Origin of the sequence: Tropicimonas isoalkanivorans (assembly GCF_900112335.1) — a bacterium.
GTDB lineage: Bacteria > Pseudomonadota > Alphaproteobacteria > Rhodobacterales > Rhodobacteraceae > Tropicimonas > Tropicimonas isoalkanivorans.
Window position 1 is genome coordinate 379,982 of the sequence record NZ_FOLG01000001.1, and the last position, 13,963, is coordinate 393,944.

A 13,963-nucleotide genomic window follows, 5' to 3' on the forward strand; every position below is an offset into this window, starting at 1 on the left:
CAGGGGGGCGGGCTTCAGCTTTCGTCTTCCGATAGCAGGAACTAGCGTCGAGCGAAACGGAAAGCGTTGAACCTTTAGAGGACTTTGGAATGAAAGATGTGGCCGGCGCGAACGCGGGCAAGTTCTGCGACCCCGACACGACCGCCGATGGTGACCCGCGCGCGCGGGTTGGCCTGAGCCATCCCCGGACGCTGTGGTTCAACACCGGGACGCTCTGCAATATTACCTGCCGAAACTGCTATATTGGGTCGTCACCCGAGAACGATGCCCTGGTCTATCTGACGGCGGACGAGGTCTCGGGGTATCTCGATCAACTTGAGGACCGGGACTGGCCGGTCACCGAGATCGGCTTTACCGGCGGCGAGCCGTTCATGAACCCCCACATCATCGAAATGGCCCGCCGGTCACTGGCGCGCGGCTACGAGGTGCTCATTCTGACGAACGCGATGCGCCCGATGATGCGGCCCGGGATGCGGCAGGGACTGGTGGATCTGCGTGAAGCGTATGGAATGAAGCTGACGTTGCGGGTCTCGCTGGACCACTGGTCGGCGGCGCGCCATGACGAGGAGCGTGGCTCCGGCGGATTCGCGGCCTCGCTGGATGGCATGACATGGCTACGAGAGGCAGGCATCCGGATGACCGTCGCCGGGCGCACCGTCTGGGGCGAGAGCGAGGACGACGCGCGCGATGGCTACGGGCGGCTGTTCCGGGCGCACGCCTTCGAGATCGACGCGCAAGACCCGGCGGCGACCGTGCTCTTCCCGGAGATGGATGAAGGTGTCGAGGTGCCCGAGATCACCACCGCTTGCTGGGGAATCCTGGGAAAATCCCCGGAGTCGGTGATGTGCGCGTCGTCCCGGATGGTAGTGAAACGGCGCGGGGCCGAGCGGCCGGCGGTTCTGGCCTGCACCCTTCTGGCCTATGACGCGCGGTTCGAACTCGGTGAAACGCTGGCGGAGGCGGAGGGAGAGGTGGCGCTGAATCACCCCCACTGCGCGAAGTTTTGCGTACTCGGGGGGGCGAGCTGCTCGGCGTGACGCGGGAAGCTTGCCTGAGGCGGTAGCGGCGGCTAACCCTGAGGCAGTCAAACCGGAGTTTGCGATGCCCCGACCTGCCCTCGCCGCGATCGTCCTTCTGATGGCTCTTGGACTCGCGGCATGTGGCGGGGGTGGCGACACGGACCGGCGGCAGGGTTTCGGGCCGGGGTATGACGCCCCGCTCTATCCCAACGAGACACCGGAGCTGCGCCACCTGATCAACAAATACGCGGTCGAATACGACCTGCCGCCCTCGCTGCTGCATCGGCTGGCGATCCGGGAGAGCACGCATCGCCCGCAGGCCCGCAACGGGCCTTACTATGGGCTCCTGCAGATCCTGCCGCAGACGGCCCGGACGATGGGGCACCGGGGGCCGGCGTCGGAGCTGCTCGATGCGGAGACGAACCTGAAATATGCGGGCAAGTACCTGCGGGGGGCGTGGCTGTTGTCGGACGGAAGCCAGGACGAGGCGATCGGGTGGTACGCGCGGGGGTACTATTACGAGGCCAAGCGGCGGGGCATGCTGGAGGAGACGGGCCTGCGGTGAGGCCGGACGGGCACCGGGGACAGGCGACGTCCCACGGGTGAGACAGCAACCCTTCGCAGGTTTTTCAATCCTTTAGACGGCATCTTTAACCTTCCGTTAGCATTTTCTTACGGCGTCAGAACGCGAGCGGACCAGTGTTTCGCGAACAGCTTCAGGGATTGCAGCGGGCGTATGCCGTTGGCGGGAACCGACTCTTGCCGGTCAATGCTGACAGCTCAATTCATTGCTTCGAAGGACCTCGCGGACACCGGTGAGAGGCAGCCGGACAGAGGGTCCGAGGCAGAACGAACCAACCGAGTTCCGCCCCCGTCACAATTCCGCATCGCAATGCCAGTGAGCGCACCTGGCCTGTGGTATCTCGTATTGCCTTCGCCGGGAGTTCCCCGTAGCCAACGCACAAGGTGCCGGGCACCTGCCGCCTGCGGACGCGAGTCACGGTGAAGCCCGGAGCAAGACGACATCTCACCCTCGAAGCATTTCGCTGGTGGGCAATGCAGGCTCCCTCCCGATCCGAAATGCCTCCTCGGAGGAGTGAGCGATGTCCGTTGGACCCGCACCTGAAACACGTAAGAACCAATTCCTGACCCGCCCCATCGGGCGGTTGTTCCTGTCGAATGCCCTGCCCATGGCGGTGGTCCTGTCGACGGGTGGCTTGTTGAACGTCATTGACGGGATTTTCGTCGGGCGCTTTGTCGGCGCCCAGGCCCTTGCCGCAGTCAGCCTGGCGTTTCCTGTCGTCATGCTGCTCACGGCACTCACCACGTTGGCGGGCGGCGGCATGTCGAGCCTGCTCGCGCGCCATCTCGGCGCCGGGTCCCGCACAGAGGCGGAGGCCGTCTTTGCTGGCGCGCATGGGCTGGCTTTGGCCATCAGCGCGGTGTTGGTCGCGGGAGCGTTGGCGCTCGGTCCGGCCACCGTCTCCGCGCTCGCCGCCGGAAATTCGGCGGTGGCGGGGCCGGCGCAGAGCTATCTGCTGATCCTGATCCTGGGCGCACCCATCCAGTTCGGTTTGGGCTTGCATGCCGATGCCATGCGCATTGAAGGACGGGCCGGACATATCGCCGTGCTGTCGGTGCTCGTGAACCTGCTGAACATTGGGGCCAACTATGTCGCGATCGTGCTTCTCGGGCTCGGCGTGGCGGGCTCAGCTCTCGGCACCGTCAGCGCGCAGACCCTTGGGTTGGTGCTGCTGTTGCTGGTGCGGGCGCGCGATCGCGATCTTCTTCCCCTCGGCGCCCTTTTGCGGGCGAGTTGGCTGTCGGGATGGCGGCAGATCTTGTCGCTCGGCCTCCCCCTTTGCCTGAACTTCATCGGGATGGCGCTGGTGGCAAGCATGGTCCTTCTCGTCATCGGCACCACCGACGCGGATCATGCCGCCTATATCGCGGCTTACGGTGTGGTGACGCGAGTTCTGGGACTCGCCTTCCTGCCGCAGATGGCGATCGCGCTGACGACTCAGAGCATCACCGGCAACAACGCCGGCGCGGGCCGCATGGATCGGGCCACGTCTGCCCTGAGACTTGCCATGGGGAGCGCGCTCCTCTGGTGTCTCGGCGTGACGCTGGCGGGCGCGTTTGCCGGCGCGTCGTTGGGCGCGTTGTTCTCGGACGATCGGAGCGTGGTCGCGGCGGTCGCGGCGATTCTGCGACCGATGACGGCTCTTTACGCCATCACCGGGCCGATCCTCGTCCTCGCCCTGCATTTTCAGGCGATGGGCTACCCGCTCCGGACCGCGGCGCTGACCCTGGTGAAGCCCTGGGTGCTGACGCCGGCGCTTCTCGTCGTCCTGAATGCCCTGGCGGGGATAGATCGCCTGTGGTTCGCCTTTCCGGTGGCGGATGGCGTGCTGCTTGTCCTGGCTCTGACCATGGTCCGTCGCGGCCACCTGATCGCCCCCGTCCAGGGGACAGCGGATGCAAAGGAGGCGGCGTGACACGATGTTCGGGTGAAGTACGCGGAGAGGTCGGACCTTCGCGAAGAATGTCCGGCCGCCCGAACAGGTTTTTTCCGGGCCGCCCTGACCGACATCCGTCCCGTATCGAAAGCTGACTCACCGCCAAAACGAGAAAGGGCGCTGCCGTGGCAGCGCCCTTTCAAAGTCCGGTTACGTGGCCGGCTAGCCGCGGGCTTTACCCACCAGTTTCCAGGCCGCCGGCAGGAGCATCGCGGCCAGCGCCAGTTTCAGGGCGTCGCCGACGAGGAACGGCGTCAGGCCCCAGGCGAGGATCGGTTGGTCCCAGCCGTAGAGCTGGCCGAGCCACAGCAGGCCGGGGACGTAGATGAGCGCGTTGCCGACCAGCATGGCGACGGCCATTTTCGGTGCCGAGCGGTCCCAGCCGATACGGGCGAACCAGCCGAGGGCGACGGCGGCGAGGACGTAGCCCACGAGGTAGCCGCCGGTGGAACCCATCATGTACTGGATGCCGTGCAGATCGGCAGTGGAGCTTTGGAACACGTCAAAGCCGAGGGCGCCGACGAGCATATAGCCGAGGATCGTCGCGAGGCCGAGGCGCGGGCCGTAGGCGGCGCCGATGGTCAGAACGGCGAAGGTGCCGAGGTTCATCGCCACCGGAGAGCCCGGCACGGGCACTTTGATCTGCGCCATCAGAGCCAGAAGGGCGATGCCGGTCACGAACAGGACCGCCTGCTTCACGCGCAGCGCGGTGCCCTCGCTGGGGCCGATCGCTTCCACGAGTGCCTTGTCGAATGTTGCCTGGGCCATGTCCCCGGTCTCCTCGTCCATGTTGGTTCGTTTGGGCAAGATGTGCCGCAAAGGCGCGGACTTCGCAAGGTCACGCAGGGTGATACCAGCTTTGCATTACGTAGTTCTTCCGCGGCCCGTCGACGCGCCAGAGGCTGGACCACGTGGGCCAGGCGGTGAAATCGTAGTGCACGCGGTAGTCGTCGGGCGCGCACCAGTGGGTTGCTTTCGGGGCGTCGGAGGGGTGGAAGCGGTGGAAGGGACGGCCATCGTCGAAGAGGACGGCGATTTGCGCGCCGTCGGCCTGCCAGAGGTAGCGGCGGGTGGCGGTCATCGGCGGGCTGCCGGGGCGGATAAGCGTGCCCTTTTCTTCGAGGATCAGGCCCTCGCCTGCCCGGGAAAACGTTGCGGTGCCCTCCAGCCGCAGCACATGGCCGGAGCGGGCGTCGTCGATCCGCCGCTCCAGCCGCCAGAGGCCTTCGAAGCTGTCCAGGTTCACGTCGGGACGTTCAGCCATGCCCACCTCGGCCAGGGGAAGTTTGGGGCGTCTTCGCAGGGTCCGGCGGCTGGTGCAAGCGGCGGGCCGCGCCGCAGGGGGGGCGGCGCGGCTGCGGCGTCAGGCCGCGGTCTTGCTGTCCTCGTCGAGGAACGGGTAGTCGACGTAGCCCTCGGCGCCGCCGCCGTAGAAGGTGCTCTGGTCGGGTTCGTTGAGATCGGCGCCGACGCGGAGGCGCTCCGGCAGGTCGGGGTTCGCGAGGAAGTCGCGGCCGATGGAGACGGCGTCGGCGCGGCCTTGGGCGATGGCCTCGGCGGCGCTGTTGCCGTCGTAGCCGCCGTTGGGGATGTAGAACCCGTCGTAGCCTGCGCGGAGGCGGTCCAGCATCTCGCGGCCGGCGGAGTCTTCGCCGGTGCCGGGGAAGGATTCTACGACGTGCAGGTAGGCCAGGCTCTTGGACGCGACCATGCTGTAGGCGGCACGGAACAGCGTTTCGGGGTCGCTGTCGGAAATGTCGTTGGCCTGCCCGAGCGGCGAGAGGCGGACGCCGACGCGGTCCACGCCCCAGACGTCGATGACGGCGTCGAGCACGTCGGAGAGCAAGCGCAGGCGGTTTTCGACCGACCCGCCGTAGGCGTCCTCGCGGTGGTTCACGCCGTCCTGCAGGAACTGGTCCAGCAGGTAGCCGTTGGCGCCGTGGACCTCTACCCCGTCGAACCCGGCCTCCTTCGCCATTTCCGCGGCGTGGCGGTAGTCGGCGATGAGGGCGGGAATCTCGTCCAGCGGCAGTTCGATGGGCTCGGAGGTGGCCTCGAACCCGTTCGCGGTGAAGGTCTGCGCCTCGGCGCGGACGGCGGAGGAGGACACGGGCTGTCGGTTGTCCGGCAGAAGCGAGACGTGGCTGATCCGGCCCACGTGCCAGAGTTGGCAGAAGATGCGGCCACCGGCGGCGTGGACTGCGGCGGTGATCTTCTTCCAGCCGGCGACGTGCTCGGGGGTGTAGATGCCGGGCGTGTCGATATAGCCCTTGCCCATGGCGGAGATCTGGGTGGCCTCGGAGATGATCAGGCCGGCGCTGGCGCGCTGGGCGTAGTAGCGTTCGGCAAGCTCTCCGGGTGTGCCGTCGGGGTGCGCCCGGTTCCGGGTCAGCGGTGCCATCAGGATGCGGTTGGGGAGTTCCATCGCGCCCATCCGCGTCGGATGGAACAGGATGCTGTGATCGGTCATTCGAAATCTCCTAGGGAGTGTGTCGCCTATTCGGGAGCCTACGCGTCACCTGCGCACACTGTTCCCTGCACCAAAGCAGACTCACCGTGCGAAAATGCGCAGACCGCCCCGGCGTTCTTGCCGGGGCGGCGGGGCTTGGGTATGACGGCGGCGCCCACCGGCGCACCGCAAATGAGAAGGCAGAGCCCGCATGATCCCCCGCTATTCCCGCCCCGACATGGTCGCCATCTGGTCGCCAGAGACGAAGTTCCGCATCTGGTACGAGATCGAGGCGCACGCCTGCGATGCGCAAGCCGAGCTTGGCGTGATCCCGCAGGCGAACGCGGACGCAGTGTGGAAGGCGAAGGACGTGGACTTCGACGTGGCCCGGATCGACGAGATCGAGGCCGTCACCAAGCACGACGTCATCGCCTTTCTGACCCACCTTGCAGACATCATCGGCAACGATGAAGCGCGGTTCGTGCACCAGGGCATGACTTCCTCGGACGTGCTGGATACCTGTTTCAACGTGCAACTGGCCCGCGCGGCCGACATCCTGATCGCGGATGTGGAGGGGCTTCTGGCCGCACTCAAGCGCCGTGCCTACGAGCACAAGGACACGGTGCGCATCGGCCGGTCCCACGGGATTCACGCCGAACCCACCACGATGGGGCTGACCTTTGCCCGGTTCTATGCGGAGATGGACCGCAACCTCTCTCGCCTGCGGGATGCCCGGGCGGAAATCGCCACGGGCGCCATTTCGGGCGCAGTTGGCACCTTCGCCAACATCGATCCGGCGGTGGAGGAGCACGTCTGTGCCAAGATGGGGTTGGTGCCTGAGCCGATCTCGACGCAGGTCATCCCGCGCGACCGCCACGCGGCCTTTTTCGCAACGCTGGGCGTGGTGGCGAGTTCGGTGGAGAACATCGCGACCGAGATCCGTCACATGCAGCGCACCGAAGTGCTGGAGGCCGAGGAATTCTTTTCCAAGGGCCAGAAGGGCAGCTCCGCGATGCCGCACAAGCGCAATCCAGTGCTGACGGAGAACCTGACCGGCCTTGCACGGCTGGTGCGCGGCATGGTGATCCCGGCGCTGGAGAACGTGACGCTCTGGCACGAGCGCGACATCTCGCACAGCTCGGTGGAGCGCAATATCGGGCCCGATGCGACCATCACCCTCGATTTCGCGCTGGCCCGCCTGACCGGGGTGATCGACAAGCTGGTCGTCTATCCCAACAACATGCTCGCCAACATGAACAAGTTCCGTGGGCTGGTGATGAGCCAACGGGTGCTGCTGGCGCTGACCCAAGCCGGGGTGAGCCGGGAGGACGCGTATTCGCTGGTGCAGCGCAACGCGATGAAGGTCTGGGAACAGGGCAAGGACTTCAAGGAAGAGCTTCTGGCCGATCCGGACGTGTGCGCGGCGCTCTCGCCGGAGGCGATCGAGGAGAAATTCGACCTCGGCTATCACACCAAACACGTCGACACGATCTTTGCCCGCGTCTTTGGCGAGGACTGAGGCAGGGGGTCTGCTGTCGCGGGTGCCCGGCGATTGGAAGGCCGGTCAGGCGGAGTGGGGCGCGCGATGTCTGACTCGCTGACGCTCTCTCCCCTGACGGCGACGGTGCTGTTGCTGGTTCTCGTCTTTGCCGGGCGTGCGTTCCGGCAGAACTGGAAGGCACAGGGGGCGTTCTGGCGCGTCAAGGCCTGGGCCTATGGCCTCGCCGCCGTCATCGCCTTCGCGGCGCTGGCATTCTTGCAAGTGCAGGCCTAAGGCGCGGCGCCCGCGTGCCGATTCAGGCCTTGCCGGCGGCCTTTCGGGCCCGGGGGCATCCGGCGAGGCGGTCGCGGAGCGGGCTGTCCGGGTCGATATCCTTCTGACAGACCACGCATTTATCGGCTCCCGAGATCGCGTTCAGGCCGCCGCAGCTTCCCTTGATGCGCATCTTGGGGCCGACCAGCATGACGCCGATGGACATGCCGGCGATCACCAGCGCGATCAGGATGAAAGAAAATGCGAAAGTGGCCATGGCGTTCCGTCCGGTCTTTCAGGCAGTTTAATCGCCGTCGCGCAGCTTTTCAAAGGCCGGACTGGCGTGGGTCACGTAGTCCTGATCGGCCCCCTGCTCCGCGCGGGAGATGAAGAAGACGGCGAGATCGTTTTCTTCGGCCACCCGGAGCCCCTCCTCCTCGCCCAGAACGAGCATGGCGGTGGCGAGGGCGTCGGCCATCATGCCGCTGTCGGCCAGTACCGTGACCGAGGTCGCCCGGTGGGTGATGGGGCGGCCCGTCGTCGGGTCGATGATGTGGGAGTAGCGCACACCGTCCTGCTCGGTGAAGTTGCGGTAGTCGCCGGAGGTGGCCATGCCGCGGTCCGAGACCGGCAGGATCATCTCAACGCTGCGGCTGGCCGGGTCCGGTGCTTCGATGCCGATCTGCCAGGGGGCGCCGTCTTCGTTCAGGCCGGCGGAGACGAGATCGCCGCCGATTTCCACCAGGTAGTTCTCGATGCCGAAGCCGCGCAGGGCCTCGGCCACCGCATCGTTGCCGTAGCCCTTGGCGATGGCGGAGAGGTTGACGGAGACGTCGGGGTCGATCTTGGTCAGGGTTTCGCCGTCGAGCCGGAGGGCGTCCCCCTGCCCCACGTGCTCCAGGGCGGCGGCGATGTCCTCGTCGGCGGGGATGGGCTCGCCCGGCGTCTTGGGGCCGAAACCCCAGAGGTCGATCAGCGGCGAAAGGGTGACATCGAACTTGCCGCCGGAGAGCGCGTGGACCTCGTTGGCGGCGGACATGACATGGGCCAGTTCCGGGGAGATGGTGACGGGGTCCGTGCTTTGTGCCTCGTTGAAGCGGGAGATTTCGGACTGCGGGTCCCAGTTCGACATGGAGGCGTTGACAGCGGACAGCGCGGCGTCCACGGCGGCCGACAGATCGTCTTCGGAGACGTCGGCGGGGACCTCGACCGCGGTGACGTGGTAGGTGGTGCCCATGGTCTCGCCGGAGAGCTTGTAGGTCTCGGTCTTGTCCTCGCCCCAGCACGCGGCGAGCATCAGAACGGCGGGAAGGAGGGTGAAGGCACGCATGGGAGTCCTGTGGGTCGGTGTCCGGTCGCCGGGGGTCTGCCCGTTTGCCGGCGCTCTGTCAACGCGGGCCCGTGCGCGGACCTGAGGCAATTGGTGCCCGATGAGTTGTGTTGCGCAGCGTCCTGTGTCTCACTATGAGGGACAAAATCGCCCGCTCGTGTATACCGTCGCCCACCGAATTAACGGCCGGACGCGTCGGAGGAGTCGGGCGGTCGCAGGGATGGAAACGGACAGCGCAGCACTCTGAGATGCCGGAATTCAGCTTCAAGAAGGGCCTGGACCTGCCGATGAGCGGGGCACCAGTGCAGGAGATCGACGAGGGGCCGCGGATCGGGTCCGTCGGGGTGATCGGGGCCGACACGCTCGGCCTGAAACCGGGGATGCTGGTGGCGGAGGGCGATACCGTCCGGCGCGGCCAGCCGCTCTATGCCCACAAGGACACGCCGGACGTGCTGTTCACCGCGCCGGCCACCGGGCGGGTGCGGGCGATCAACCGGGGCGCGCGGCGGGTGCTGCAGAGCGTGGTGATCGACGTGGACGACCCGTCCGACGCGGGCGAGGATTTCGGCGCTCTGGCAGAGGGCGCGGGCGCCATGACGGTGGCCGAGAAGCTCTGCCGGGCGGGGCTGTGGCCCGCGTTCCGCACCCGGCCCTACTCCCACGTGCCCGATCCGGCGACGCGGCCCACGGCGATCTTCGTGACCGCGATGGACACCGAGCCGCTCGCGGCCGATCCGGCGGTGGTCATCGCGGAACGGCCGGGAGAGTTCACCGCGGGTCTGGAGGCGATCTCGCATCTGACGGACGGAACCGTATGGCTCTGCAAGGCGCCGGACGCGGAGGTTCCCGGCGGCGATGTGGAGGGCGTGGAGGTCGCGACGTTCGAGGGGCCGCACCCGGCGGGGCTGGCCGGCACGCACATGCATTTCCTCGCGCCGCCGTCCGGGTCGCGGGTTGTGTGGACGATCTCCTACCAAGACGTGATCGCGATCGGGCACCTGATGCAGACCGGCCACCTGGACCCGACAAGGGTGATCTCGCTTGCTGGCCCGCGCGCTGTCAGGCCGCGACTGGTGCGGACGATTCTGGGCGCCAACCTGACGGACCTGACGGAGGGCGAGGTTGAGGGAGATGACCCGGTGCGGGTCATTTCCGGCTCGGTGCTGACAGGGCGGATGTCCGACGACGGCCCGTTCGACTATCTCGGCCGCTACGCCCGCGCCGTCACGCTCATCACGGAGGACCGCGAGCAGGTGCTGCTGGGATGGATTCGGCCACGGCCCGACCAGTTCGCGGTGATGCCGGTGCTTGCCTCGGCGCTGGAAAAGATCAAGCGCTTCCCGATGGGCTCCAACCTCAACGGCGCGCGCCGCGCCTCGGTTCCGCTGGGCACCTTCGAGCAACTGATGCCGCAGGACATCCTGCCGACACAGCTTCTGCGCGCGCTGCTGGTGATGGACACCGACAGCGCCCAGGCGCTCGGCGCGCTGGAGCTGGATGAGGAGGACCTTGCGCTGTGCACCTTCGCCTGCCCGGCCAAGTACGAATACGGGCCGGCCCTGCGCGCCAGCCTGACCAAGATCGAGAAGGAGGGCTGAGCCATGGGTCTGCGCAGTTTCTTCGACCGCATCGAGCCGAACTTCCACAAGGGCGGCAAATACGAGCGGTACTTCGCCCTGTACGAGGCCATCGAGAGCTTCCTCTACACCCCCAAGACCGTGGCCACCGTGGCGCCGCATGCGCGCGCCTACACGGACATGAAGCGGATCATGACCTACGTGGTTCTGGCGACGCTTCCCGCGCTTCTCTTCGGGCTCTGGAACACCGGCTACCAGGCCAACATGGCGCTCGCCGCCCTCGGGGACGAGGCGATGACGGGCTGGCGCGTGGGGCTGATGCAGGCCATCGGCTTCGGCATGAACCCGGGCAATTTCCTTGCCTGCATGTTCCACGGGCTCCTCTGGTTCCTACCGATCTATATCGTCACGATGGTGGTCGGCCTCGGCTGGGAGGGGCTGTTCGCGGTCGTTCGGGGGCATGAGATCAACGAGGGTTTCCTCGTTACGTCAATGCTTTACGTCCTGATCCTGCCGGCTTCCGCGCCGCTCTGGCAGGTCGCGCTCGGCATCTCCTTCGGGGTGGTGATCGGCAAGGAGGTATTCGGCGGCACGGGCAAGAACTTCCTCAACCCCGCGCTGGTGGGGCGTGCGTTCCTCTACTTCGCGTACCCCGCGCAGATGTCGGGCGACAGCGTCTGGACGCCGGTTGACGGCTTCTCCGGCGCCACCGCGCTTGCGGTTTCGGCCGCCGACGGTGTCGGGGCGCTGCCGGAGTACGGCATCACCTTCTGGAGCGCCTTCTGGGGCACGATCCAGGGCTGCATCGGGGAAACCTCGGTCGTGGCCTGCATGATCGGCCTGGCGTTCCTGCTGGTCACGAAAGTCGCCAATTGGCGGCTGGTGGTCGGCTGCTTGGCCGGCACGGTCGTCTTCTCTACGCTGCTGAACCTGATCGGCTCGGACACCAACCCGATGTTCGGGATGCCCTTCTGGTGGCATTTCGTGCTGGGCGGGTACGCCTTCGGGCTGGCCTTCATGGTCACGGAGCCGGTTTCGGCGGCGCATACCAACCTCGGGCGGCTCTGGTACGGGGCGCTGATCGGCTTCATGGTCGTGATGATCCGCGTGCTGAACCCGGCCTTCCCCGAAGGCATGATGCTCGCCATCCTGTTCGCCAACATCTTCGCGCCGCTGATCGACTGGTTCGTGGTGCGCGCCAACATCTCGCGGAGGGCAAAGCGCAATGCCTGAACCGGACTCTCAGGAAACCGAGGGCTTCCTCGCCCGCTTCAAGGCGCTGCCCGTGGATTCGGTGCAGAAGACCTTCTTCGTCGCGGTGACGCTGTGCCTGTTCTGCTCCATGGTCGTGGCCGCCGCGGCGGTCAGCCTTCGGCCGGTGCAGGAGGCCAACAAGCTGCGGGACAAGCGGATCAACATCCTGCAGGTGGCCGGCCTTTATGAGCCGGGAACCGACGTGGACGAGGCCTTCGCCGCCTTCGAACCGCGGGTGGTGGACCTGGAGTCGGGCACCTTCACCGACCGCTTCGACGCCACGACCTTCGACGACAAGCAGGCCGCCGAGGACGTGACGCTTTCCATGCCGCTGGAGGACGACCCCGCGAGCATCGGGCGGCGCCTGAACTATGCCACCGTCTACCTGCTGAACGACGAACAGGGGAATCTCGACAAGATCATCCTGCCGGTCTACGGCTATGGGCTCTGGTCCACGCTCTACGGCTTCATTGCGCTGGAAGAGAACGGCAACGACATCTACGGCCTTCAGTTCTATGAACATGCGGAGACGCCGGGGCTGGGCGCGGAGGTGGACAACCCGCGCTGGAAGGCGCTCTGGAACGGCAAGAAGCTGCGGGATGACGACGGCGACCTGAAGATCACGGTCGCCAAGGGCGTGCCGTCGCCCGCGATGGAGCCGTTCCACGTCGACGCTCTGGCCGGGGCCACGCTGACCTCCAACGGCGTCGACAACCTCGTCCGCTTCTGGATGGGCGAACAGGGCTTCGCGCCCTTCCTGGACAACCTCAAGGCGGGAGCCGTGTGATGGCACAGACGCGACGCACCTACCTCGTCGATCCGCTGGTCGACAACAACCCGATCACGCTGCAGGTGCTGGGCATCTGCTCCGCGCTGGCGGTGACCTCCTCGTTGCAGGTGTCGCTGGTCATGGCGATCGCGGTGACATCGGTCACGGCCTTCTCGTCGATGTTCATCTCGATGCTGCGCAACCACATTCCGGGGTCGATCCGGATCATCGTGCAGATGGTCATCATCGCCAGCCTCGTGATCCTGGTGGACCAGATCCTGAAGGCGTTCCTGTTCGAGATCTCAAAGACGCTGTCCGTCTTCGTTGGGCTCATCATCACCAACTGCATCGTCATGGGCCGTGCGGAGGCCTTCGCCATGAAGAACCCGCCGGTGGACAGCTTCATCGACGGGATCGGCAACGGGCTGGGCTACGGGCTGATCCTGATGATGGTGGGCACGGTGCGGGAGCTGTTCGGCTCCGGCTCGCTCTTCGGCATCACGATCCTGCCCACGGTCAACAACGGCGGCTGGTACGTGCCGAACGGCCTGCTGCTGCTGCCGCCGTCGGCCTTTTTCATCATAGGGCTGATCATCTGGGCCTTCCGGACGTGGAAGCCGGAGCAGGTCGAGGTTCGCGAATACATCATCCAGGAACAGGAAGTGGAGGCGCACTGATGGAAGGGCTGCTGTCGCTCGCCGTCAAGGCGATCTTCGTCGAAAACCTGGCGCTGTCGTTCTTCCTCGGCATGTGCACCTTCATCGCCGTCAGCAAGAAGATCTCCACCGCCATCGGGCTGGGGATCTCGGTCATGGTGGTGCAGACGATCACGGTGCCCGCCAACAACCTGATTTTGAACGGGCTGCTGAAACCCGGCGCGCTGGACTGGCTGGGCTTCGGGAACGTGGACCTGACGTTCCTGGGTCTCATCTCCTACATCGGGGTGATCGCGGCGATGGTGCAGATCCTGGAGATGGTGCTCGATAAGTACTTTCCGCCGCTCTACAACGCGCTCGGGATCTTCCTGCCGCTCATCACGGTGAACTGCGCGATCCTCGGCGGGTCGCTGTTCATGGTGGAACGCGACTACGGCTTCGCACAGTCGGTCACCTACGGGTTCAGCTCCGGCCTCGGCTGGGCGCTGGCGATCACCGCCATGGCGGGCGTGCGGGAGAAGCTGAAGTACTCCGACATCCCCGACGGGCTGCAGGGGCTGGGGATCACCTTCATCACCGCCGGGCTGATGGCCATGGGATTCATGTCCTTCAGCGGCGTGAAACTGTAAGGGGGCCG

The 13,963-nt window shown here is 66.2% G+C and carries 15 protein-coding genes; 10 read left to right on the plus strand and 5 right to left on the minus strand.

Going from position 1 to position 13,963, the window contains the following annotated elements; all coding sequences use genetic code 11:
• The first annotated feature begins 89 nt into the window (after window positions 1-89).
• From BM075_RS01770 to BM075_RS01780, 3 genes are all read left to right on the plus strand, one after another.
• Complete coding sequence (locus BM075_RS01770; RefSeq protein WP_093358860.1) at window positions 90-1,037, plus strand: radical SAM protein; 948 nt, start codon at window positions 90-92, stop codon at window positions 1,035-1,037.
• 64 nt (window positions 1,038-1,101) lie between these two features.
• Window positions 1,102-1,584, plus strand: a complete 483-nt coding sequence (locus tag BM075_RS01775) for a lytic transglycosylase domain-containing protein (protein ID WP_093358862.1) — start codon at window positions 1,102-1,104, stop codon at window positions 1,582-1,584.
• A 538-nt stretch (window positions 1,585-2,122) separates the two neighbouring features.
• Window positions 2,123-3,517, plus strand: coding sequence for an MATE family efflux transporter (locus BM075_RS01780; RefSeq protein ID WP_093358864.1), 1,395 nt, complete (start codon window positions 2,123-2,125; stop codon window positions 3,515-3,517).
• Window positions 3,518-3,700: 183 nt separating this feature from the next.
• Here BM075_RS01780 and BM075_RS01785 read toward each other — a convergent pair whose 3' ends face one another.
• From BM075_RS01785 to BM075_RS01795, 3 genes are all read right to left on the minus strand, one after another.
• Entirely contained in the window at window positions 3,701-4,306 is a 606-nt protein-coding gene (locus BM075_RS01785) for a biotin transporter BioY (protein ID WP_093359385.1), read from the minus strand.
• A 70-nt stretch (window positions 4,307-4,376) separates the two neighbouring features.
• The gene (locus tag BM075_RS01790) at window positions 4,377-4,802 is read right to left on the minus strand and encodes a DUF6314 family protein (protein ID WP_093358866.1); all 426 of its coding nucleotides are present in this window, start codon (window positions 4,800-4,802) and stop codon (window positions 4,377-4,379) included.
• A gap of 99 nt (window positions 4,803-4,901) precedes the next feature.
• Entirely contained in the window at window positions 4,902-6,008 is a 1,107-nt protein-coding gene (locus BM075_RS01795; protein WP_093358868.1) for an alkene reductase, read from the minus strand.
• Window positions 6,009-6,198: 190 nt separating this feature from the next.
• Here BM075_RS01795 and purB point away from each other — a divergent pair, with 190 nt between their 5' ends.
• Both purB and BM075_RS01805 read left to right on the plus strand, forming a co-directional pair.
• Window positions 6,199-7,506, plus strand: a complete 1,308-nt coding sequence (gene purB, locus BM075_RS01800; RefSeq protein WP_093358870.1) for an adenylosuccinate lyase — start codon at window positions 6,199-6,201, stop codon at window positions 7,504-7,506.
• Between the two features lie 66 nt (window positions 7,507-7,572).
• The gene (locus tag BM075_RS01805; RefSeq protein ID WP_093358872.1) at window positions 7,573-7,761 is read left to right on the plus strand and encodes a hypothetical protein; all 189 of its coding nucleotides are present in this window, start codon (window positions 7,573-7,575) and stop codon (window positions 7,759-7,761) included.
• Between the two features lie 22 nt (window positions 7,762-7,783).
• On the opposite strand, the gene nqrM is transcribed toward BM075_RS01805, so the two are convergent.
• The gene (nqrM, locus tag BM075_RS01810) at window positions 7,784-8,017 is read right to left on the minus strand and encodes a (Na+)-NQR maturation NqrM (protein WP_093358874.1); all 234 of its coding nucleotides are present in this window, start codon (window positions 8,015-8,017) and stop codon (window positions 7,784-7,786) included.
• Between the two features lie 27 nt (window positions 8,018-8,044).
• Window positions 8,045-9,070, minus strand: a complete 1,026-nt coding sequence (locus tag BM075_RS01815; protein ID WP_093358876.1) for an FAD:protein FMN transferase — start codon at window positions 9,068-9,070, stop codon at window positions 8,045-8,047.
• Between the two features lie 248 nt (window positions 9,071-9,318).
• Between BM075_RS01815 and BM075_RS01820 the strand changes: the two genes are divergently transcribed.
• Genes BM075_RS01820 through nqrE form a run of 5 tightly spaced genes read left to right on the plus strand, consistent with a single transcriptional unit; the run spans window position 9,319 to window position 13,955 of the window.
• Window positions 9,319-10,668: a Na(+)-translocating NADH-quinone reductase subunit A gene (locus BM075_RS01820; protein WP_093358878.1), complete on the plus strand. Its 1,350-nt coding sequence runs from the start codon at window positions 9,319-9,321 to the stop codon at window positions 10,666-10,668.
• A gap of 3 nt (window positions 10,669-10,671) precedes the next feature.
• A complete protein-coding gene (locus BM075_RS01825) occupies window positions 10,672-11,880 on the plus strand; it encodes an NADH:ubiquinone reductase (Na(+)-transporting) subunit B (protein WP_093358880.1) in 1,209 nt (402 codons plus the stop codon).
• Window positions 11,873-12,688, plus strand: a complete 816-nt coding sequence (locus tag BM075_RS01830; protein ID WP_093358882.1) for a Na(+)-translocating NADH-quinone reductase subunit C — start codon at window positions 11,873-11,875, stop codon at window positions 12,686-12,688. The genes BM075_RS01825 and BM075_RS01830 overlap by 8 nt, the downstream gene beginning before the upstream one ends.
• The gene (locus BM075_RS01835) at window positions 12,688-13,347 is read left to right on the plus strand and encodes an NADH:ubiquinone reductase (Na(+)-transporting) subunit D (protein WP_093358884.1); all 660 of its coding nucleotides are present in this window, start codon (window positions 12,688-12,690) and stop codon (window positions 13,345-13,347) included. The genes BM075_RS01830 and BM075_RS01835 overlap by 1 nt, the downstream gene beginning before the upstream one ends.
• A complete protein-coding gene (gene nqrE / locus BM075_RS01840) occupies window positions 13,347-13,955 on the plus strand; it encodes an NADH:ubiquinone reductase (Na(+)-transporting) subunit E (RefSeq protein ID WP_093358886.1) in 609 nt (202 codons plus the stop codon). The genes BM075_RS01835 and nqrE overlap by 1 nt, the downstream gene beginning before the upstream one ends.
• The last annotated feature ends 8 nt before the right edge of the window (window positions 13,956-13,963 follow it).